Annotated in this window: 22 protein-coding genes; 1 reads left to right on the top strand and 21 read right to left on the bottom strand. The window is 33.0% G+C overall.

All coding sequences use genetic code 11. The features are described 5' to 3' along the window. Window positions 1–7 precede the first annotated feature (7 nt). The 20 genes from AST02_RS03260 to cmk all read right to left on the bottom strand — a co-directional run bounded on the left by AST02_RS03260 (window position 8) and on the right by cmk (window position 19505). Complete coding sequence (locus AST02_RS03260) at window positions 8–979, bottom strand: biotin--[acetyl-CoA-carboxylase] ligase (RefSeq protein ID WP_046465360.1); 972 nt, start codon at window positions 977–979, stop codon at window positions 8–10. Then, complete coding sequence (locus AST02_RS03255; protein WP_069815600.1) at window positions 966–2171, bottom strand: CCA tRNA nucleotidyltransferase; 1206 nt, start codon at window positions 2169–2171, stop codon at window positions 966–968. Before AST02_RS03255 ends, AST02_RS03260 begins: the two co-directional genes overlap by 14 nt. Then, complete coding sequence (bshA, locus tag AST02_RS03250; RefSeq protein WP_069815597.1) at window positions 2164–3312, bottom strand: N-acetyl-alpha-D-glucosaminyl L-malate synthase BshA; 1149 nt, start codon at window positions 3310–3312, stop codon at window positions 2164–2166. Before bshA ends, AST02_RS03255 begins: the two co-directional genes overlap by 8 nt. A 32-nt stretch (window positions 3313–3344) precedes the next feature. After that, on the bottom strand, window positions 3345–3662 hold the full coding sequence (locus AST02_RS03245) for a nucleotide pyrophosphohydrolase (protein WP_046465363.1): 318 nt from the start codon (window positions 3660–3662) through the stop codon (window positions 3345–3347). Between the two features lie 374 nt (window positions 3663–4036). Further along, the gene (locus tag AST02_RS03240; RefSeq protein ID WP_046465364.1) at window positions 4037–4732 is read right to left on the bottom strand and encodes a zinc metallopeptidase; all 696 of its coding nucleotides are present in this window, start codon (window positions 4730–4732) and stop codon (window positions 4037–4039) included. A 37-nt stretch (window positions 4733–4769) separates the two neighbouring features. Next, on the bottom strand, window positions 4770–5372 hold the full coding sequence (locus AST02_RS03235; RefSeq protein ID WP_069815595.1) for a DUF1405 domain-containing protein: 603 nt from the start codon (window positions 5370–5372) through the stop codon (window positions 4770–4772). Between the two features lie 4 nt (window positions 5373–5376). Then, window positions 5377–5937, bottom strand: coding sequence for a YpiB family protein (locus tag AST02_RS03230; protein WP_069815592.1), 561 nt, complete (start codon window positions 5935–5937; stop codon window positions 5377–5379). An 18-nt stretch (window positions 5938–5955) separates the two neighbouring features. Continuing rightward, window positions 5956–7203 (bottom strand): tetratricopeptide repeat protein, encoded by a 1248-nt coding sequence (locus AST02_RS03225; RefSeq protein ID WP_046465367.1) that lies wholly within the window; start codon window positions 7201–7203, stop codon window positions 5956–5958. A gap of 4 nt (window positions 7204–7207) precedes the next feature. Next, window positions 7208–8506: a 3-phosphoshikimate 1-carboxyvinyltransferase gene (gene aroA, locus AST02_RS03220; RefSeq protein ID WP_069815590.1), complete on the bottom strand. Its 1299-nt coding sequence runs from the start codon at window positions 8504–8506 to the stop codon at window positions 7208–7210. 9 nt (window positions 8507–8515) lie between these two features. Next, window positions 8516–9583, bottom strand: coding sequence for a 3-dehydroquinate synthase (gene aroB / locus AST02_RS03215; protein ID WP_069815589.1), 1068 nt, complete (start codon window positions 9581–9583; stop codon window positions 8516–8518). A 38-nt stretch (window positions 9584–9621) separates the two neighbouring features. Then, the gene (gene aroC / locus AST02_RS03210; RefSeq protein ID WP_046465370.1) at window positions 9622–10788 is read right to left on the bottom strand and encodes a chorismate synthase; all 1167 of its coding nucleotides are present in this window, start codon (window positions 10786–10788) and stop codon (window positions 9622–9624) included. A 429-nt stretch (window positions 10789–11217) separates the two neighbouring features. Then, window positions 11218–11667, bottom strand: a complete 450-nt coding sequence (gene ndk, locus AST02_RS03205; RefSeq protein WP_069815587.1) for a nucleoside-diphosphate kinase — start codon at window positions 11665–11667, stop codon at window positions 11218–11220. A gap of 140 nt (window positions 11668–11807) precedes the next feature. Beyond that, window positions 11808–12761, bottom strand: a complete 954-nt coding sequence (locus tag AST02_RS03200; RefSeq protein ID WP_176721567.1) for a polyprenyl synthetase family protein — start codon at window positions 12759–12761, stop codon at window positions 11808–11810. 26 nt (window positions 12762–12787) lie between these two features. Then, window positions 12788–13489 carry a demethylmenaquinone methyltransferase gene (locus tag AST02_RS03195; protein ID WP_046465373.1) on the bottom strand — a complete coding sequence of 234 codons (702 nt, stop codon included), beginning with the start codon at window positions 13487–13489 and terminating at the stop codon, window positions 12788–12790. 6 nt (window positions 13490–13495) lie between these two features. After that, window positions 13496–14065 (bottom strand): hypothetical protein, encoded by a 570-nt coding sequence (locus tag AST02_RS03190; protein ID WP_046465374.1) that lies wholly within the window; start codon window positions 14063–14065, stop codon window positions 13496–13498. Window positions 14066–14396: 331 nt separating this feature from the next. After that, window positions 14397–14669: an HU family DNA-binding protein gene (locus AST02_RS03185; protein WP_002483248.1), complete on the bottom strand. Its 273-nt coding sequence runs from the start codon at window positions 14667–14669 to the stop codon at window positions 14397–14399. A 168-nt stretch (window positions 14670–14837) separates the two neighbouring features. After that, entirely contained in the window at window positions 14838–15836 is a 999-nt protein-coding gene (locus AST02_RS03180; RefSeq protein ID WP_069815583.1) for an NAD(P)H-dependent glycerol-3-phosphate dehydrogenase, read from the bottom strand. Window positions 15837–15854: 18 nt separating this feature from the next. Next, window positions 15855–17165 carry a ribosome biogenesis GTPase Der gene (gene der, locus AST02_RS03175; RefSeq protein WP_069815581.1) on the bottom strand — a complete coding sequence of 437 codons (1311 nt, stop codon included), beginning with the start codon at window positions 17163–17165 and terminating at the stop codon, window positions 15855–15857. A 190-nt stretch (window positions 17166–17355) separates the two neighbouring features. After that, entirely contained in the window at window positions 17356–18537 is a 1182-nt protein-coding gene (rpsA, locus tag AST02_RS03170; protein WP_069815579.1) for a 30S ribosomal protein S1, read from the bottom strand. Between the two features lie 308 nt (window positions 18538–18845). Next, complete coding sequence (cmk, locus tag AST02_RS03165; RefSeq protein WP_046465636.1) at window positions 18846–19505, bottom strand: (d)CMP kinase; 660 nt, start codon at window positions 19503–19505, stop codon at window positions 18846–18848. 78 nt (window positions 19506–19583) lie between these two features. Between cmk and AST02_RS03160 the strand changes: the two genes are divergently transcribed. Next, window positions 19584–20558 (top strand): asparaginase, encoded by a 975-nt coding sequence (locus AST02_RS03160; RefSeq protein ID WP_069815578.1) that lies wholly within the window; start codon window positions 19584–19586, stop codon window positions 20556–20558. A 195-nt stretch (window positions 20559–20753) separates the two neighbouring features. Here AST02_RS03160 and ypdA read toward each other — a convergent pair whose 3' ends face one another. Continuing rightward, a complete protein-coding gene (gene ypdA, locus AST02_RS03155; protein ID WP_069815576.1) occupies window positions 20754–21740 on the bottom strand; it encodes a bacillithiol disulfide reductase YpdA in 987 nt (328 codons plus the stop codon). Window positions 21741–21922 lie beyond the last annotated feature (182 nt).

The raw sequence follows: 21922 nt of genomic DNA, 5'->3' as shown, positions 1-21922 counted from the left end.
AACGAGGTTAAAATTCTATATCTGCACTGATTAAACGATGTTGATTGTTTGCTTCATCCAAAACAAGTAAAAACCCATCTTCATCAATATCAACTGCTTCTCCGTGGAATTGTCTACCATTTTCTGTAAATCTTAATGTTTTGTTCCAAATATTCGAGGCTACTATGTATTCTTCTCGAATAGTTGAAAATGGTTCTGTAAGAAATTGTTTATATCGGTATTCAATATTACTTACAAGTGATTGTAAAAAATAGTAACGATTAATTTTTTCGTCAGCATGAATGCGGACACTTGTGGCTTTTTGTTGCAGTTCTTCACTAAAATCTTCTTGTAAGTGATTCATATTAATACCAATGCCACAAATTACCGCTTCAATACCATCACTATTCGCAACCATTTCTGTCAAAAAGCCACAAACTTTTTGTTTATTTATATAAATATCATTTGGCCATTTAATGGTAACCGGATCGATACTGAACTGTTGTATCGCATCTCTTATCCCTAGAGCCATAAATAAATTGAATTTTGTTATCATTTCAAAAGGTACATCAGGGCGTAGCACAATCGACATCCACAAGCCTTTTCCTTTGGAGGATGACCAAGGTCTATTAAATCGACCTTTACCTTGTGTTTGTTCATCACTTAAAATAAGAAACGTATTTGTATTACCTACTAATTTTTGCTTAGCCAATAATTGAGTTGAATTAATACTTTCCAATATTTCAACTTGATCAAATACATTTTGTGCTTTTAGCATTGGTAGGACAATGCCACTATACCATTTATCAGGTAATTGGATTAAGCGATGCCCTTTATGATTCACTGAATCAATCTGACATCCTTCCAGCTTAAGTTGATCTATTACTTTCTTTACCGCTGTACGTGAAATGCTTAATTGTTCTGCTATAAACTGACCCGATATATAATCAGGTTGGTGTTGATACAATATTTGAACAACATCTTTACTATATTTGGACATGTGTTTTCACCCACTTTAGCAGTTCTGGTTTAAAGTTTTTGACCTCATCTGATATGATGGCACATTCAACCTGACGTAATATGGATTTAAGCCATGCGCCACTCGGTTTATCTAATGCTTGTAATATATCTTTGCCATCTATATCCATTTCTTTTCTTGAGGAAATCGGTAATTTTTGGCTAACTTCATTGATGGAAGCAGCGTTAAAAATAAATGGAGATACCTTCATAATATTGTTGTCATTGAGCATGCGTTCATAACTTAATACTTGTAGTATATCTTCTTTGCCATAATCATAAACAAATAACTTCAAATTTTGTTTGCTTTGGATTTCTGGCATTTGTTGTAACATACGTTCGAGTCTGGTGATATATTTCTTTTCATTGTTGCTAATTTTCAAATCCGAGAGCTGTGTGTCAACATCAGGTTGTTGTGCTTTTAAGAATGCAATTAACATTGATAATGATATTGGTTCTTCTAATATGAATTTTGATAAGTTAAAACGGTTAAAAAATGGTATATAATTAAATGCATTAAAATACTTTAAATTATTGAAACTTTGAGCCACATATTGACCTAATGTTAATTTTTTAAGTTCAATTACGATACGTTCAATAGATAAATGCGCAATATCTGCTATATGGGCATGCATACCATTAAATGTGGCTTTCTCTAACGTAAAGCCAAGTTGTGATTGAAAGCGCAAACCTCTAATAATACGTAACGCATCTTCGTCAAAACGTTCTGCTGGATTGCCAACTGTCTTGATTAATCGCTGTTCTATATCTTTTAGACCATCAAAGTAATCATGGATTTGATAATTCACATCCATAGCAATGGCATTCATTGTAAAATCTCTTCGTTTTACGTCTTCGTATAAGTCTCTTACGAAAAAGACTTCATTAGGTCTACGATGGTCATCATATTCCCCTTCTGCACGAAAGGTTGTCACTTCATATTGATCGCCATTATAGACGACATTAATCGTACCATGCTCCCTACCAATAGGAATGGTCTTATCAAATACTGCTTCAATTTCATCTGGTATGGCACTAGTCGTAATATCGATATCATGAATTGGTTTTTGCATTAAGTAATCTCTAACTGCCCCACCAACATAAAATGCTTGGTACTGATGTTTTTGTAAAGTTTCTAAAATCGGCTTTGCCGCTTCGAATAATGTTTTAGTCATTGTTACCCTCTAACATTTTTTTGTAGTAATACTCATATTGATCTGCAATTAAGTCAGACGAAAAGCGTTCTGAGACATCTGCTAGCATTCGTGTTTGCATTGTTTTATAAAGCTTTGCATCTGTGAGTAATTTCAAGGCATACTGGCTTGCGCTTGTACTATCACCTACATCAACTAAAAAACCGGTATCTTCATGTTTAATGACTTCTTTAATTCCACCAGCCGTAGAACCAATGGGCACTACTCCGGATTTCATTGCTTCAAGTAGTGTTAGGCCAAAGCTTTCTTTTTCACTTAGTAGTAAGACTAAGTCTGAAATTTGATAAAATTCACTAACCCAATTTTGTTTTCCTAAAAAAAGAACTTCATTTTCAATATTTAGATCACGTGCTTTTTGTTTCATATCCATTAATTCTGGACCATCGCCTAATAATAATAATTTTGATGGCATAGATTTATGTACTTTTGCAAATGTATCGATAATAGTATCGATACGTTTTACGCTTCTGAAGTTTGAAACATGAATTAAAACCTTCTCTTCTGGTTTAATACCATAACAAGCTTTTAATTGTTCATTTTCTTCAGTTTGTACATCAGGTTTTGTTGGGAATTCATTTTCTCGAACAAAATTATATATTGGAACAATTTCTTTATCTGTCTCAATGATATCATTAGTTTGTTTCGCAAGTGACTGGCTTACACTCGTCACAATATCACTTTCTTCTATACCAAACTTAATTGCATTTTTTAAAGAATGATCATAACCTAGTACAGTTATATCAGTCCCGTGCAATGTAGTCATAATTTTAATGTCTTTTTTGGACATATGTTTTGCTAAGATACCACAAACTGCATGAGGCACTGCATAGTGCATATGTAACAAATCTAAATCATACTCATTGATAACCTCAGCAATTTTAGTACTTAAAGTTATGTCATAAGGAGCATACTGAAAAACAGCATACTGATTGACTTCAACTTGGTGAAATGTGATATTTGGTAATGGTTTTCGTATTCTAAAAGGTATATTAGATGTAATAAAATGGATGTCATGCCCACGTTCAGCAAGCTTTATGCCTAATTCAGTGGCGATGATTCCAGAACCACCCATAGATGGGTAACAAGTAATGCCTATTTTCATAAGGTGGGACACCCTCTCTATTTCAAATTAATTTATTTACGTTCAAAACGATCTTTATCACGTGTATTAAATTTATTCATTGTTTCATCAAAGCTTTCTGTCATATCAATATCTAAAGAATTGGCAATACATAATAAAACGAATAAATTATCGCCTAGTTCTGCTTTAATTGTATTTTCAGCTTCTGTCTCTTTTTTCTTTTTCTCACCGTGGTAGTGATTAATCTCTCTTGCCAGTTCTCCAACTTCTTCAGTTAATCGCGCAAGATTAGCTAAGGGAGAGAAATACCCTGTTTTAAATTGACCAATATAGTCGTCCACTTCAGTTTGCATACTTTTCATAGTCTTCATCATATACGCCTCACATTCTAACGGTTTCTTATATAGTATAGACTAATTTTAGGCTTCATGCATTATTCCTGCAATAGTTAACCGTTATATTATTTACTATTTGACTATAATCTTTTTAATTTGTTTATTTCATTATTACACGTAATTAAGTAGTGCATGCTTCTTTTTTTAAAATAGGTAAATTAATGTTTTTGCTTTGATGTGTTTTTAATATGAGATTTAACTTTGTAATGAGAGGAATGTCTTTTAAATAAAAAATGGGAGCGAGACAGAAATCTAATTTTTGTAATAAGATTTCACCGTCCGCTCCGGCAAAGGTGACTATAAAAAATGAGATTGAGACATGTAATTATGTCTCAATCTCATTTATATTATTATTCACTTGATCTAGCAATAAGAATAAATCTTGCAAGTTCTGCTAATGCAACTGCAGTTGATGCAACGTAAGTCATTGCTGCTGCTGTAAGTACTTTTTTAGCATGGCGGTGTTCTTTTTCATTAACAATGTCTAAACTTTTTATTTGTTTCATCGCTCTACTACTTGCGTTAAACTCAACTGGTAGTGTAACGATTGAGAATAATACTGCAAGAGACATGAATGCAATACCAATCCATAATGCTGTAGAACCTAAAGTGCTTTGCATAGTAGTTAAAATAATACCTGCAAATACTGCTAAGTAACCAATTGAACTACCTACGTTAGCCAGTGGTACTAAAGATGTTCTGAATCTTAAGAAGAAATAACCTTCTGCGTGTTGTATCGCATGTCCAACTTCGTGAGCTGCGATTGCTGTACCAGCAACTGAAGGTCTACTGAAGTTAGCTGGTGATAACACAAGGACTTTCTTTTTAGGATCATAATGATCTGTTAAGAACCCTTTTCCTTCGACGACATCTACATCATAAATGCCATTTGCATGAAGTATTTCTATAGCAACTTCTTGACCAGTCTTACCACTTGTCGATCTTACTTGTGAATACTTTTCATAATTAGACTTAACTTTGTGTTGCGCCCATAAAGGCAATACCATTAGAATAACAAAGTATATAATCATATAGATAAAAGACAAAAATCCTCACTCCTTTATAAACATTTTACTGTGAACGTTAATGATGGTCAAATATTTTATCCTTTTTAAATCGAGTTAAATTTAAATATAGCACTAAAGGTATGACACTTAACCAAAACGCGAGATAAGCAACACCTTCAATATGGCTAGCAATAAAATCATAGTAAGGATATTGCATAAATACATAATCAATAATGTCATTATGGAATACCCATATCACAGCAATAGTAAAAGCAGGTATAGTGATTTTAAACCTTGGATAAAAGAAAAATGCCTCTATAGCCATTATACCGTGAGAAAGGATAAGCATACAGCCAATGATTGTAACCGAGTCATATTGGATAAACATAATAATGTTCATAATAACAGCCCATACACCGTATTTTATCAACGATACAAAAGCCAAAGCTTCTATAATTGGTAAGTTCTTACCTGCGATGAGTCCAATGAGTGCAATACATAAAAATAATGAAGCTGTTGGACTATCTGGCACAAACGGTACGAACTGCCAACTGGACACGCTCAGTTGACTGCTATACCATATATAACCATATATCGTGCCTAATAAATTACAAATAAGCAGAAAGTAAAGTACACCTTTATTATAAATGAGTAAATGCCATAAATATTTTATATTCATAAGGTCAATCCTTCATTGTTTTATTTACATTTCTTAACTCAAAAGTATTAAGGATTTGAGTTAATTGATAAAACAGTGCTTTATCATGCAATTGTAAACTTAAATCAATATTATATTGTAAATGTGTGATTATAGAGGACTCGCTTTGTTTTGATAGTGGGATACTATAGATGTCTTGCATATACATAGCATAGTATGGTGAATGTAACAATTGCATTAATAATAATTCATCTAAACGAGATTCTCTTGATAGTGTTTTATTAAAATGCAGTTTGATATCAAAAGACACAGCATCGTTTGCTATATAATTGAAGATTTCGTCACTATTAATCAACTGTTGATTTTTAAGTGTAAATCTAATACCTTGTTGATCAGTATCTTCCATAGCAATTTCCAATATATGATGATCGGAAATGAGTTCATCCACAAAATGGATTTGTTGCAATAACTCAGGTGAAGACTTAATTAAGTTTAATACCCACACACTAATCCTAGATTTAAACTGATATTGAAAAAGCAGATATTCAATGAAATTAGCTTTCACTTGTTGTAGGGTATTGCTCATCTTAATCACCTTCCTTGACTAGAAAGATAATAATCTTTCTGCTTCATCATGCCATGTTTCATTGCTTGGATCTAATTCAAGTAATTGATTTAGCATTGCTTTTGCTTGTTCAATTTGTCCGATTTCAACTAGATAGAAATAATAATCACTTAGAAACGCAGACTGCGTGTGCAATGTTGGATATGCTAATTCAAAGAAATGTTGTGCTTCTTTGTCACGTTCCTCTTGTCCTAATGCAAATGCTAAATGCCACATAAAGACGGGATCTAAATCTTCTTCGTCAACATATTTCAATAATGCTATAAGTGCCTCGTAATCTTCTTCTTGTCTATATAAATCACTTAGGATTAAAAGTGGTTCTTGGTAAGCATTATCAACTTCTAGGGCTTGTAGTAATAATTGTACACCTTCATTAGCATCGCCATGTTCAATTGCTATACTGCCTGTTGATACCATCAACTCTTTATAAAATTGACTTAATCTCAAGCCTTCTTTACCAATTTCAATGGCTTCTGCATGGTTATGTTCATTTTCATAAAGTTGTTGCAGATAAAAATAGCCTTGTAAGAAGTCTGGATCTTTAGATAATAGTGTTTGAACTAAATTAATCGCTTCTTGAGAGAGCTCATTTTTTTCATAAGCAATCGCTTTTTTAAAGTAATCTTCAGACACCATTTCTTCTTCATTAATTTCATCGAACATTTTAATCGCATCACTGTAGTTTCCACTTTGCAAACTACAATCTGCTAAGCGAGAAAATAAATTTGTGCCATTCACTTGATATTCGCCTGTTTCAAGCACAGTTTCGTATTCAGAAACTGCACGTAGGTATTGTCCGTCAAAATACAATAATTCAGCAAGTGCATAGTGTATGATTGGATCATTTGGTTCTATATCTATGGCGTCAACCAATTTATCTATCGCAACTTCTAACATATTTAATTGTTGATATAAATCAGCTTCTAACATTAAACGTTCAGTTGATAATTCAACTTGGTTTAAATATTCTAAAGCTTCATCAGTTTGATTCTCAGCCATTAAACCTTCGATGAAGTAAATAAGCAATTCACTTTCATCAGGATATTTATGGTATAACGTACGGAATACTTCAAGCCCTTGAGGCATTAAACCGTAATTATATAACGTTTCACCAAGTATAAAAAGTGCATCGTCCTTTGGAGAACTTAATGCTTCATTCACACGAGTGTCTAAGTTATCTAATTTTTGTAAGTTGATATCGTCTATGAGTTTATAGATATCTTCCATACTTTTATCCCTCTTTTTCTAATTGTTTTAACTTCGTTAAGAAACCTGGGAAAGAAACATTTACAGCATCAAATTGATTAATAGTTAATGATTCATCTGTTAATAATGATGCAATTGCAAGCATCATACCTATACGATGATCAGTAAAACTATCGACTGTTGCTGTTTGCTTTAAAGTAGAAGGATGAATAACCATACCATCACTTGTTGGTTGTAACATAAATCCTAATAAATTTAGCATATTCGCAGTTGTATCAATACGATTTGTTTCTTTAACTTTCAATTCTTCTGCATCTTTTACAATACTTGTACCTTCAGCTTGTGAACATAGTAATGCTACAATTGGGATTTCGTCAATTGCTCTTGGTACTAAATCGCCATCAATTTGAATCGGCTTCATATCAGGAGAATATTGTATGCGAATTGAAGCAGTTGGTTCTGGACCATCTGTTTGGTTGAATAGCGTAATGTTCCCTTCCATTTGTTTCACGATATCTATAATACCTGAACGTGTTGGGTTTATGCCAACATTGTGAATTGTAATATCACTGTCTTTTGTTATCAAGCCCGCCACTATAAAATATGCTGCTGAAGAAATATCGCCTGGCACATGGAAATCTACGGGTTGAATGTGTTCGATCCCTCGTTTTGGCATGTCTATCGTTTTCCCATCAGTAGTAACAGGAATATGGAAATGTTGGAACATTGTTTCTGTATGATTACGTGTCGTTCCTAATTCTTTAACAGTTGTCGCCTCTTCTGCAAATAAACTTGCGAATAAAACTGCACTTTTTACTTGTGCACTCGCAACTTCCATTTGATAAGACATGCCGTTAATTTGTGCAGGTTTAATGATTAGCGGTGTGTAATTATTATCCACGCCTGTTATATTAGCGTTCATTAAGCTTAAAGGTTTCATAATTCTGTCCATCGGTCTTTTACCAATAGATTCATCACCTGATATAACAGTTTCAATACCTAAACCACTTAACAGACCAGCGACCAAACGTGTCGTTGTACCAGAATTACCTGTATACAGTACTTGATGAGGCGTTTTGAAGTGTTTATAACCAGGCGAATTAATTTCTATTTTATTTTCGCCAACAGTAATTTCAACACCTAATTGTTGGAAAATTTCCACTGTATTCAGACAATCTTCACCAAGAAGCGGTTTATATATTGTAGAGGCGCCAGATGCAAGAGAACCTAACATAATGGCTCTATGTGTCATAGATTTATCTCCTGGCACTTCTATTTCACCAATCAATGGTCCGTTAATGTCAATTGTTTTACTGTTTGTCAAAAAATCCACCTACTTTTTAAAATATGTTAGGAAATCTGTGAATGCATGTAGAAGTGTTGGCTTATCTATGTGTTTTACCACAGGATTGCCAATGCCATCCAATAATACCATTTGGACACCTTGTTGATCATTTTTCTTATCTTTTAACATGAGCTGATATAAGGCTTCAAACTCAAATTCATTAATGATATCTAATGGATAATTTAATGAAACTAAATAATTAATATAATGAGATATTTCAAAATCTCTATTTAAGACTTTATTAGCAACAATAAATTGATAAATAATGCCTATCATCACTGCATGGCCATGAGGAATTTTAAAATTGTATTCAACTGCATGTCCAAATGTGTGACCTAAATTTAAAAATTTACGGACATTGGATTCTTTTTCATCTTTGACGATAATATTTAATTTCGTTTGGATACCTTTAAATAAATAATATTCAATTTCATTTAACGAAGCGAGTGCTGGCTGATCAGGGTATTGTGTTTCAATATTTTGCACAGCTTCCATGTCACTCAATAAGGCATGTTTATAAACTTCTGCATACCCACTTAAAATTTCTCTATAAGGTAAAGTTGTTAGAAAGTTCAAATCATAAATGACAGCATTAGGTCTATAAAAGGCACCTATTAAATTCTTACCATGTTTAGAATTAATACCTACCTTGCCTCCTACACTTGAATCATGTGCAAGAATTGTCGTTGGTACTTGAATAAAATCTACACCTCTTAATAAGGTTGCAGCAAGGAATCCTGTGAAATCGCCGGTAGCGCCACCACCAACTGCGATTAAACAAGTATCACGCGTCAATTGTTTACTGAGTAATACTTCAATCGTTTCTTCATAAAAGGCTAGCGATTTGGTCGCTTCACCAGAAGGGATGGTAAGTTTATGTGCGCCATATTCAGAAGTGATAAAATCTATCGTTTCATTCCAATTATTATTTACCGTTTCATCAACTACCAACACAACATCTTTATAATTATTTATATATTGATGTAATTGATCTAATGCATGGTGTTCTACAATAATTGGATAGTTATTGGATGTATAAGTAGTTTCTAATTTCATATGCTCACCTAGTTACTTCATAAATTTTAAATTGCTACTTAGTATTCTATATTTAATAAACGACGTTCGTCTATTTGTGATTTTAATTGCTCTATATGATTACTTTGGAATTCTTCAAGTAATGCTTTTGCAATTTCAAATGCTACGACATTCTCAACTACAACACTTGCTGCAGGTACAGCACAGCTGTCGGAACGCTCAATAGAAGCTTTAAATGATTCTTTTGTATTAATATCAACGGAGTTTAGCGGCTTGTAAAGTGTTGGGATGGGTTTCATTACACCATTAACCACAATAGGCATACCATTAGACATACCACCTTCAAAGCCACCTAAGTGATTGGAACCTCTGTAGTAACCATTCGAAGTATCATACAAGATTTCATCTTGAATTTCACTGCCTGGTTTCTCAGCTGCTTTAAAACCTTCACCAAAGCTTACACCTTTAAATGCATTAATACTTACAACGCCTTGAGCAATTCTACCATCAAGTTTACGATCGTAATGTACATAGCTACCAATACCCACTGGTAAGCCTTCAACAATTGTTTGGACTACACCGCCGATTGTATCACCTGCTTTTTTAGCTGAGTCAATTTTATCGCGAATTTCTTGAGCTATCTCATCATTTACAACGCGAACATCATTTTTATCGATATTAGCTTTAATTGTTTCAAGATCATATTCAATATCATCTTTGATGCCACCAATTTCAACCACTCTACTATAAAAATTAATATCTAATTGTTTTAACAAAATTTTAGAAACTGCACCAACTGCAACACGTGCAGCAGTTTCTCTTGCTGAAGAACGTTCTAACACGTTTCTTAAGTCTCTATGATTGTATTTCATACCACCAATTAAATCAGCGTGGCCAGGACGTGGTTTGGTAATTACACGTTTCATATTGTCTTGATCTTCTTCACTAATTGGATCAGCACCCATAATTTTCTTCCAATGTGTGAAGTCATCATTTGTAACAATCAATGTAATTGGACTACCTAAAGTATATCCATTACGCACTCCTGAAACAATTTCAACTGCATCCTTTTCAATTTGCATGCGACGACCTCTACCGTATCCACCTTGTCGTTTAAACATTTCTTCATTAATATCTGCTACGTTGATTTCTAGATTTGCTGGTACACCTTCAATAATTACAGTTAACTGTGGTCCATGTGATTCACCAGAAGTTAAATATCTCATACTTTTCCCACTCCGTTCCTTTAGTACTTTAAATTATAATATTCTCTATATCTTATCACATTCAATTGTTCAAATTAACAGAAAAATTTACAAATATTGAATCTTATGAAAACTTCCATGTTTCAAGTGTAACATTTGAATATTTTTTATAGTAAGAACTTTAGATTTTATATAGAAACATTATCATTTTCCAATATTATCTATTAATTAGGGTGGAAAAGAAAGTAAAGGTTAAAATTTGATTTCGTTCTTTCCATCTATAAGGCTATTTAGATATCCGAAGGTTATTTTATACTCTATACTCACTTTAGGGTTTCACTAAATGTTACACGTAAAATAAAAAAGCTAACTGAATTAATTAAATTTCAGTTAGCTTTTTATATTTTAAAAATTTATCATCATAAAGCCTAATATTTATTGAAGTTAATATTATTCGTATAACCATGCTTCACGTGATCCAGTATAATCACTTAATTCTTCAGCTTTAAACCAGAGATTAATTTCTTTTTTAGCTGAGTCTACTGAGTCTGAACCATGAATAATGTTTCTACCTACAGTTAAACCTAAGTCTCCTCTAATTGTGCCTGGTGTAGCTTCAGACGGATTAGTTTTACCTATAATATGACGCGAAATATTTACGGCATCTTCACCTTCAACTACCATAGCGAATACTGGTGCAGAAGTGATGAAGTCAATCAATTTGTTATAGAACGGTTTATCTGTGTGTTCTGCATAATGTTCTTCTGCAAGTGACTGTGGTACAGTCATAAATTTACCGCCTACAAGTTTTAGTCCTTTTCGTTCAATACGAGAAATGATTTCTCCTACCAAATTGCGTTGTACCGCGTCTGGTTTAATCATTAGAAATGTTCTTTCCATAATGTGTGAATCCCCCTGTTTGTTATGTATCAATTGTACAGTAATAATGTACATGACTATGTATCAATAAAAGATTATGTTTTGAGATACATTAATATATTAACAGGTAATTAAAGCGCTTTCAATGCTTTTCATATAACTTATAAATTTCTTTTTCCAACTTTTTTAATTAATTTCTTAAACAAGGGTTTAGCAGCTTCGCTTTCCAATTGATCAAGTAGGTTTAACGCTTTATCTAAATATTTATCACTAATTACTTGTGATTGTTGTATAACATCAGATGATTGAATGCGTTGAATACAGTAGTCAAACGTTTCTTGATCTGAGTCTGGAGTAAGTTGTTGTATCTGCGCTTTGAATTCTGGGTGCTTTCTCATTTCTAATAATACAGGTAAAGTGATATGACCATTCATCAAATCACTACCAACTGGTTTTCCTAATTTTTTTTCTGTACTTGTAAAATCGAGGATATCATCCACAATTTGAAAACTCATGCCAATATAATGGCCAATCATTTTTAAATTGTGAACTGTTTTCAAATCGGCACCAGAAGCAATCGCACCTACTTCAGTAGATAATTGTATCAGTAATGCTGTTTTGCGATTAATTCTACGCAAATAACTCGTGATTGTTTGATAACCATTAAATTGATCTTGGAATTGAAATAGCTCCCCCATACATACTTCAACGATTGCATTTGAAATCACCGAATGAATACGATTATCTTCAATGTTTGAAATATGTTCAAGTGCTGACGCAAGTAAAAAGTTACCGGCAAGAATAGCAGTATTTTGATCCCACTTTTTAGCTATAGTTAAGCTTCCTCGACGTTTATCACTCTTATCTACGACGTCATCGTGAACTAAAGTTGCCATATGAATTAATTCAAGCGCAACAGCTACACGATAAACATCATCATTCATTTCTTTACCAAATTGGCTACTTAAAATTACAAAGGCAGGTCTAACGCGTTTACCACCTGAAGAAAACAAATGATAAGAAGCATCTTCTAGTACTTTATCATTGCTTATAAGAGATTGTTCTAATCGCTTTTCGATTTTCTTTATTTCACTATTCATGTTTAACTTTGACACGTTAATCACCTTTGGTTGATTCATTTTTATTTATAGCCAAGGTGCATCGCTGCAACGCCACCTGTAAAGCTACGTATTTTTATGTTACTGAAACCTGCTTGACCAAACAGACGTTTTAATTTTTCTTTATCTGGAAAATCAAAAGTAGATTGTTGCAACCATTCATACTCATCTTTAGATTTTGCAAAAACTTTACCGAAAATAGGCATTATAAATTTAAAATAAAGTTTATAACCTTGTTTGAATACTGGTGTTGTAGGTTGGCTAGTTTCTAAACAGACAACCATACCACCTGGTTTAAGCACTCTGTATAATTCTTTAAGTGTAGCTAGATAGTCAGGTACATTACGTAAACCAAACCCAATAGTTACATAATCAAATTCATTGTCTTCAAATGGTAGATTCATTGCATCGCCATGTACAAGTTGTATATTATGCATATCTTGTGTTTTACCTTTGCCGACTTCGAGCATGTTTTCGCTGAAATCTACACCAATGACTTCACCTGTAGGTCCTACAGCCTTACTGAGTGAAATAGACCAATCAGCAGTACCACAACATACGTCTAAAGCTTTACTACCAGGTTTAACGTTCATTTCTTTCATAACACGTTTTCTCCAAGTCTTATGTTGCTCAAAGCTAATAATATTATTTAGGCGATCGTACTTGCCAGAAATATTTTGAAAAACGTCATGTACTTGTTCTTTTTTTGCTTTATTATCTGCCATATTTAATTACCTCTTTTTTGAATGTATTTCAGACTTTATTTCACCTAAAAATGTAATTAATTCATCTTTAGAAAATTTACTTAAATAAGAAGGATGCTTTTCAGCTAAGTTCGCTAATAATTTATCATTGATTGATTCAAGATTGGCATCAGGAGCAAAATGTTGAATTGTAATACGTGGAAATAGGTTTTCAACTTTTAATATATATTGACTGATGTTCTCTTTAGTAAGTGCATCGTGATGTATGGATGACTTCATTTCATTCACTTCAACGATTGCTGCACTTATTTCTTTTTGATAAGTTGGAGCGTTTAACTTTGCTAATAATGTATAAAAATGTGCGCTCAATAAGTCACCAATTAAAATAGACTTTTTAGACGATAACGTTGTAGAAACTTCGTCTAAATGACGCATCGCAGTATCTATTGTGAGGCAAGCTAATCTAGCTTCTTCAGGAATATCATATGAATCGAGAATTTGCGCTAAGTTTTCATCAATAGCTATAGATTCATAATAATGTATACCTTTAAGTCGATGTACAATTTGTTTTTCTAATATGCTTAATGTCGTTTCCATGTTCACACCTCACGTTATTATCCATATACATATTAACATTATATAGAGAAAAATAAAATCAACGATAGTTAAAGCGGTAAATATTTATGTATGATGTATTTGTACAAATACATTTTTAGTGTAATGAAACGTTTAATTTTTCTGATTTATGTATGTATAATTTAATTTATATTAAGCGCTATGACAATTACAATATTTAATTTATATCATCGTTATATCGAATGATATCATATTAAGTATAAATAAATGCAAATTGTTTAACGTTCTTAGATTAAAAGTGTATAAAAAAAGAAAAAGCCCCTTATAAAAGGGCTTTAGTTTTAGTAAAGAATTATTTAACTGCGTCTTTTAATGCTTTACCAGCTTTGAATGCTGGAACTTTGCTTGCAGGGATATCAATTTCTTTACCTGTTTGTGGGTTACGGCCTTTACGAGCAGCGCGTTCGCGTACTTCGAAGTTACCGAATCCAATTAATTGTACTTTTTCACCTTTAGAAAGTGATGATTGAATTGATTCGAATACTGCATCTACAGCTAAACCAGCCTCTTTTTTAGTTAAATCAGCTTGTTCTGCAACAGCATTGATTAAATCTGTCTTGTTCATTATGAATTCACCTCCCCTAGGGTTTATAATGATACTTAATATCATTATGGTATGACTTTAACACAACGAATACTGCAACTGCAATGATTTATGCGCAGAAAACGTTGAAATAATAGGATTTTAACAACAAATTGCTATATATTTGTTAAAAAGTGTAATAATGCTTCTTTATTCAGATTTTTTTCCACGTCCCATAAGGTCTTTAACACTCTCATCTACAGGTCTGTTTTCAAATAAAACACTATAAAGTGCGTTAGTTATTGGCATGTCAACATTTTGCGATTTTGCTAAATGATAAACTGATTTTGTGGTATATACACCTTCGACAACCATATCCATCTCATCTAACGCTGTGTCTAATGATTTTCCTTCACCCAATTTAAAGCCTAATGTGTAGTTTCTAGAATGCGTAGATGTACATGTAACGATTAAGTCACCAATGCCACCTAAACCTAAGAAAGTAATAGGATCAGCACCTAGTTTTTCACCTAATCGGCTAATTTCTGCTAAACCTCTAGTCATGAGTGCAGCTTTAGCGTTGTCTCCGAAGCCCATGCCTGAGATTACACCACTTGCTACAGCGATGATATTTTTTAACGCGCCACCTAATTCAACGCCTACAAGATCCTCATTTGTATAAACGCGTAAGTAATCATTCATGAATAAGTCTTGTGTTAATTTACTTACTTCAGGTGACTTAGAAGATGCAGCAACTGTCGTTGGTTGTTTGATGACAACTTCTTCTGCATGACTTGGACCTGATAATACACCGATACCTGCATTATGTTCTGCTGAAATAGAATCCTCTAACATTTCAGAAACACGTTTATAAGTATCGTTTTCTATCCCTTTTGCTACATGTATAAATGTTTTTGGAGTTGATAAAAGTGAATCAATTTCGCTTGCTACCGATCTCATAGCTTTTGTAGGCAATGCCATTAAAAAGACTTCAGAAAAATTTACAGCAGCTTTTATATCTAATGTTGCTTTGATTGAATCATTGATCTTAGCTGTTTTTAAATATTTACTATTGATGTGTTGTTCATTAATTTCATTGATTGTTTGTTCGTTTTTACCCCACATCAATATTTGGTGTCCATTTTCAGCTAAAACATTTGCTAAAGCTGTACCGAAACTTCCTGTACCAAAGACTGTTACTTTAGACATGAATATCTCCTCCGATAATTAATTTCTCTTTCTAGGTATAATATGCACAGGTGTACCTTCAAAACCGAATGCTGCTCTGATTTGATTTTCCAAATAACGTTTATAAGAAAAGTGCATTAATTCTACATCATTTACAAATACGATAAAGGTTGGTGGTTCAATCGCTACTTGCGTAGTATAGAATACGTTCAATCTACGACCTTTATCAGTTGGAGTTGGGTTCATAGAAATAGCGTCAGTGATTACTTCATTTAAAGTTGAACTCTTCACGCGTTTTTTATGGTTTTCACTAGCTTGTGTAATATATGGGAATAACGTTCTAAGTCTTTGACTTTCTTTTGCAGAAACAAATGCAACTTCAGCGTAATCTAAGAATTGGAATTCTTTGCGAACTTCATCTTTGAATTTTTTCATTGTATTCGTTTCTTTATCAACTGTATCCCATTTGTTTACTACGATTACAATAGCTTTACCTTCTTCATGAGCATATCCTGCCACGCGTTTATCTTGTTCGATGATGCCTTGGTCAGCATCAATAACAACTAAAATAACGTTTGAACGTTCGATAGCTTTTAGGGCACGTAATACAGAATATTTTTCTGTATTTTCATATACTTTCCCTTTTTTACGCATACCAGCTGTATCAATTAAGACATAGTCTTGGTCGTCATAAGTATATTGAGTATCGACCGCATCACGTGTTGTTCCTGCTACGTTAGAAACGATAACACGTTCTTCACCTAGTATTGCATTAACTAAGCTAGATTTACCAACATTTGGACGTCCGATAATTGATAAGCGAATTGTATCATCATCATATGGATCAGGTTCTTCTTCTTTAAAGTGTTTGACAACCTCATCTAAAAGATCACCTAGACCTAAGCCATGCGAACCAGAAATTGGATAAGGATCGCCAAAACCAAGCGCATAGAAATCATAAATTTCATTTCTCATTTCTGGATTATCTACTTTATTTACTGCTAAAACAACAGGTTTTTTTGATTTATATAACATTTGAGCAACAACTTGATCACTTTGTGTTAAACCCTCTCGTACGTTGACCATAAAAATAATGACATCAGATTCATCAATTGCAATTTCTGCTTGTGCTCTTATTTGTGTTTGGAATGGTGCGTCACCAATTTCAATACCACCGGTATCGATGACGTTAAAATCATGTGTTAACCATTCGCCTGATGAATAAATTCTGTCTCGAGTCACACCGGGTGTATCTTCTACTATAGATACACGTTCACCTACGACTCTATTGAAAATTGTAGATTTGCCTACATTGGGCCTGCCTACAATTGCTACTATAGGTTTAGTCATAACTAACTTCCTCTCTTTTTTAATCTCTATAATTCTATCATAAGGGGTAACCAAATCAAAAGAAATATTTAATCTGTACTAATATTATTAGGTTAGTTTTAAAAAATTTGTTTTTAGAGATTACATAAAAATAAATCTTGTCCTAAATAAATGTTAGGACAAGATTTAAAATTGGTGTTAAATTCAAACGTTAAAACTTGAAGTCTTTTAATTTATCTCCGAAAACATCACCTAAAGTAGGATTGTCATCATCGTCAGAACCACTTTCTAAGTAAGATTTCGTAGTGGCACTATCACTTTCAACGACATTTTCTGATTCTAATGTTGCTTTAATAGATAATGAAATGCGTTCTTTTTCTACGTCAACACCTAATACTTTAACACCTACGACTTCCCCAGGCTCTAATACTTCGCTTGGTGAACCGATGTGAGTATGTCTTATTTCAGAAATGTGTACTAAACCTTGAACGCCTGGTTTAATTTCAACAAAGGCACCGAAGTTAGTTAGTCTAACAACTGTTCCTTCGATGACATCACCTTCGTTAAACTCACCTTTTATTGATTCAAATGGACTTGGTAAAGTATCTTTAATTGATAATGAGATACGTTCTGAATCTCTATCAACTGATTTTACTTTTACATTAACTGTATCTCCAATAGATACTACGTCTTCTGGAGATTTAACGTGTTCATGAGATAATTCAGAAACGTGAACAAGTCCGTCTACGCCACCAATATCTACAAAAGCGCCAAAGTTAGTTAAGCGTGCAACTTTACCTTCAATCACATCGCCTTCATTAAGTGAATTTAATAAATCGTCTTTTTTCTCTGCATTTTCTAATGCCTCTACAGCTTTACGACTAAGAATGACACGATTATTAGCAGGATCCAATTCTTCCACTTTTAGTTTAAGAACTTGTCCTTCGAAATCAGAGAAATCTTCAATGAAGTCTGTTGAAATTAATGAAGCCGGTACAAACCCTCTTTGGCCAACATCGACTACTAAACCACCTTTTACTACTTCAGTGACTTTAGCTTCAATCGTTTTATTGTTGTCTAATTGTTCTTGTAAAAATTCATATGATTTTTCTGTTTCAAGTTGACGTTTAGAAAGTATATAAGCACCGGTCTCATTTTCTTCGTCATACTCTACTTTTGTAACATATGCACCAATTTCATCACCAACTTTGACAGCATCACTTGGATTGTCTATATGATGCGTAGAAAGTTGACTAATAGGGATGATACCATTAAATTTAGCACCATTAATGTTTACAATTACTTGTTTTTCATCAATTTCTTGAATCTCACCAGTAACTGTATCCCCTTCTTTAATCTCTTTGATCATTGATTCGTTGAATTCTTCAGTCATCTTGTCTGCCTCCTTATTACACTACATAATTATAACATCTTATAAACTGACAGAATTGTCAAGAAATTCCCCTTTATTATAGGAATTCAAATTCTATTTGTTAAAAAGTTGTAAAATCAGGGTTTCTAGCTAACAAAAGCTTTGAAATGTTTACCTAAAATTTACATTTATTTATATATATGCAGATCTAATTGATATAAAAATGTACCTTATTTATATACCCTATATTAGTTATTATATAACCTTTTTACACAATTTAAAAAGAAACGGCATTATAATACACTGTATTTAAGAAAAAGATTAATATTTTATTTAATTTGAGTAACTAAGGATAAAATTTCTTCAGTTACTTTTTCAATACTTTTACCTGTAGTATCTACTGTAATTGCATCATCCGCTTTTTTCAAAGGTGAAATTTCACGTGTCATGTCATAATTATCTCGATCGGCAATTTCTTGTTTTAATTGTTCAACATTAGAGTCGATGCCTCTTTGTTCATTATCTTTTTGTCTACGCATTGCGCGTTCTTCAACAGAGGCAATCATATAAACTTTTAAATCTGCATCTGGCAATACAACTGTTCCAATGTCTCTACCATCCATAACAATACCCTTTTGAGCTGCTAATTCTTGTTGCTTTTTAACTGCAAAAGTGCGCACAGCTTCTTTAGATGCTACAAAGGAAACATTGTTTGTCACATCATTTTCTCTTAAAAAATCAGTAACATCATGGTTATCTAAAATGACTCTCTGACCCTTTTCTTCATCATACGTCAATGATAATTCAGATGAATCTATCAATTGCGAGAAGTCTTCAGTCTTATTTTGTTGTAAATATTTATAAGTTATAGCGCGATACATTGCGCCAGTATCTACATAAATCATTGATAATTGTGCAGCAACGCGTTTAGCTATTGTACTTTTCCCTGCAGCAGCAGGTCCATCAAGTGCGATATTAATTAATTTCATTTTAGTAAACCTTCCTTGTTGTTTTATGTATAATATTTTATCATAAATATGTAAGTTATAAATAGGAGGAATGCCCATATGAAAAAACTTCTTCTCATACATACTGGTGGGACGATTAGCATGTCACAAGATGAAACTAATAAAGTAGTAACAAATTCAGACAATCCAATATCCAACCATCAAGACATTATTGAACAATATGCTGATGTAACAGAAATTACGCCATTTAACGTTCCATCCCCACATATGAATATAAAATATGTAGAAACATTAAAGCATATTATTGAGGATGCTAGTAGGAATGAAAATTATGATGGGTTTGTTATTACACATGGTACAGATACGTTAGAAGAAACAGCATACTTACTAGATCTTACTATAAATGTTTCAAAACCGATAACAATTACGGGTGCTATGCGTTCTTCAAATGAAATTGGTTCAGATGGGTTATATAATTTCATCTCAGCTATTAGAGTGGCTTCAAGTGATAATGCAGCAGATATGGGTGTTATGGTCGTATTTAATGATGAAATTCATACTGCGCGAAATGTGACTAAAACGCATACCTCCAATACAAATACATTTCAGAGTCCTAATCATGGCCCATTGGGTGTAGTGACAAAAAATAGTGTTCAATTTCACCATAAACCATACGAACATTTAGTTTTAAATGATATTAACCATGATTTAAATATTCCTTTAGTAAAAGCTTATATGGGAATGAATAGTGATGTATTAAACTTTTATAGTAAGCATCAAGTTGATGGCATCATTATCGAAGGCCTAGGCCAAGGCAATTTGCCACCTACATGTTTAGAGGGTCTAGATAAGTGTTTGGATAAAGCAATACCTGTTGTACTTGTCTCACGATCGTTTAATGGTATTGTTGGCCCAATTTATGGCTATGAAGGTGGCGGTGCTACCTTAGCTGAAAAAGGCGTTGTTTTTTCAAACGGATTAAATGGACCTAAAGCAAGACTTAAACTTTTAGTAGGTTTAAGTAATCAATTAAACGCTAAGCAGTTAAAAAAATATTTCGAATCACAGTTATAATGATTTTAAAAATGATGAGATTGGGACATATCACATGTCTCAGCCTCATCATTTTTTTAAATTAGCAGTGGCTGACGGAATTGAAAATACGCTTATATCAAGCTTGCATTCCATTTTATAGTCAGCCACTGCCGGGATGGAACGACGAAATCTCATTAGAAAAATTTCTGTCTCGTGCCCTAGTTTATTATATTATTATGATTCAAGTGGTGTTTGTTTTTTAGATAATATACTTTGAGTGATAATACCGCCGTGGTATTTGCCGTTTTCAATAAAAATTGTATTTGCATCATTGCCTGCCGCAATGACACCAGCGATATAGCAGTTTTCGACATTTGTTTCATAAGTTTCTCTGTTATAAACTGGCGCAGTACCAAACTCATTACTGTTGATATCTATACCAATTGATTGTAGGAAATCATAGTCTGGATGATAACCAATCATAGCGAAGACATAATCATTAGGAATTTCAATTGTTTGATTTTCTTGCTCATAAAATACACTATCTTCTGTTATTTTAGTAACATTTGAGTTAAATGCCATGTTAATTTTTTCATGGCGTACTAGAGATTCGAAATTCGGTAGAATCCATGGTTTAATTGCCTTTGGATAATCTTCTCCACGATAAATAACTGTTACGTTAGCCCCAGCTTTTTCTAACTCTAAAGCTGCATCTACAGCTGAGTTTTTACCTCCGACAATTACAACATTTTGGTCAAAGTAAGGATGTGCTTCTTTAAAATAATGCATTACTTTCGGAAGCTCAGCTCCATCTACTTCAAGATGATTATGATGACCATAATAGCCAGTTGCTACAGTAAGGAATCTACATTGGTAGACATCTTTAGTTGTTGTAATCGTAAAACGGTTATTAATTTTTTTCACTGTGAGGACTTCTTCGAAAGCGTTAACTCGCAATTGATGATGCTTAACCACTGCTCTGTAATATACTAGAGCTTGATTTCTATGTGGTTTGCTTTCTTCAACAATAAATGGAATATCCCCAATACTTAATTTATCACTTGATGAAAAGAAAGTTTGATGTGTAGGATAATTATAGATTGCATCTACAACATTTCCTTTTTCAATAACTAAAGTATCAATACCTTTTTTCTTTTGTTCAATAGCAGCACTTAATCCGCAAGGACCGCCACCAATAATTATACTTTCAACTGTTTGCATAGTTTATTTGTCCTCCTTATACCACCAATATATTATACCAGTAGTTTAGAAAAAACCAAATGATAGAAATCGAATATTTTTGCACAATTGATATTGACACTTTATTAAACTTAAAAAATTAATAAAAAACGACCAAACTCACTAATTTAAGGAGTTTGGTCGTTTAATTGGTTTTTACTTAT

It is taken from the genome of Staphylococcus equorum (assembly GCF_001747895.1).
In the GTDB taxonomy this organism is placed as follows: Bacteria; Bacillota; Bacilli; order Staphylococcales; family Staphylococcaceae; genus Staphylococcus; species Staphylococcus equorum_A.
This window is presented reverse-complemented; position numbering and strand designations above follow the sequence as displayed.

What these genes read in the sequence shown, in the direction of transcription:
- AST02_RS03230 (WP_069815592.1), bottom strand. Translation starts at nt 5,937, where the DNA reads ATGAGCAATACCCTACAACAAGTGAAAGCTAATTTCATTGAATATCTG.
- AST02_RS03185 (WP_002483248.1), bottom strand. Translation starts at nt 14,669, where the DNA reads ATGAACAAGACAGATTTAATCAATGCTGTTGCAGAACAAGCTGATTTA.
- der (WP_069815581.1), bottom strand. Translation starts at nt 17,165, where the DNA reads ATGACTAAACCTATAGTAGCAATTGTAGGCAGGCCCAATGTAGGCAAA.
- AST02_RS03235 (WP_069815595.1), bottom strand. Translation starts at nt 5,372, where the DNA reads ATGAATATAAAATATTTATGGCATTTACTCATTTATAATAAAGGTGTA.
- AST02_RS03180 (WP_069815583.1), bottom strand. Translation starts at nt 15,836, where the DNA reads ATGTCTAAAGTAACAGTCTTTGGTACAGGAAGTTTCGGTACAGCTTTA.
- aroC (WP_046465370.1), bottom strand. Translation starts at nt 10,788, where the DNA reads ATGAGATATTTAACTTCTGGTGAATCACATGGACCACAGTTAACTGTA.
- AST02_RS03245 (WP_046465363.1), bottom strand. Translation starts at nt 3,662, where the DNA reads ATGAAGACTATGAAAAGTATGCAAACTGAAGTGGACGACTATATTGGT.
- ndk (WP_069815587.1), bottom strand. Translation starts at nt 11,667, where the DNA reads ATGGAAAGAACATTTCTAATGATTAAACCAGACGCGGTACAACGCAAT.
- AST02_RS03260 (WP_046465360.1), bottom strand. Translation starts at nt 979, where the DNA reads ATGTCCAAATATAGTAAAGATGTTGTTCAAATATTGTATCAACACCAA.
- ypdA (WP_069815576.1), bottom strand. Translation starts at nt 21,740, where the DNA reads ATGCAAACAGTTGAAAGTATAATTATTGGTGGCGGTCCTTGCGGATTA.
- AST02_RS03195 (WP_046465373.1), bottom strand. Translation starts at nt 13,489, where the DNA reads ATGGCAGATAATAAAGCAAAAAAAGAACAAGTACATGACGTTTTTCAA.
- AST02_RS03190 (WP_046465374.1), bottom strand. Translation starts at nt 14,065, where the DNA reads ATGGAAACGACATTAAGCATATTAGAAAAACAAATTGTACATCGACTT.
- rpsA (WP_069815579.1), bottom strand. Translation starts at nt 18,537, where the DNA reads ATGACTGAAGAATTCAACGAATCAATGATCAAAGAGATTAAAGAAGGG.
- AST02_RS03225 (WP_046465367.1), bottom strand. Translation starts at nt 7,203, where the DNA reads ATGGAAGATATCTATAAACTCATAGACGATATCAACTTACAAAAATTA.
- bshA (WP_069815597.1), bottom strand. Translation starts at nt 3,312, where the DNA reads ATGAAAATAGGCATTACTTGTTACCCATCTATGGGTGGTTCTGGAATC.
- cmk (WP_046465636.1), bottom strand. Translation starts at nt 19,505, where the DNA reads ATGAAATTAATTAATATCGCACTTGATGGACCTGCTGCTGCAGGGAAA.
- AST02_RS03160 (WP_069815578.1), top strand. Translation starts at nt 19,584, where the DNA reads ATGAAAAAACTTCTTCTCATACATACTGGTGGGACGATTAGCATGTCA.
- AST02_RS03255 (WP_069815600.1), bottom strand. Translation starts at nt 2,171, where the DNA reads ATGACTAAAACATTATTCGAAGCGGCAAAGCCGATTTTAGAAACTTTA.
- aroB (WP_069815589.1), bottom strand. Translation starts at nt 9,583, where the DNA reads ATGAAATTAGAAACTACTTATACATCCAATAACTATCCAATTATTGTA.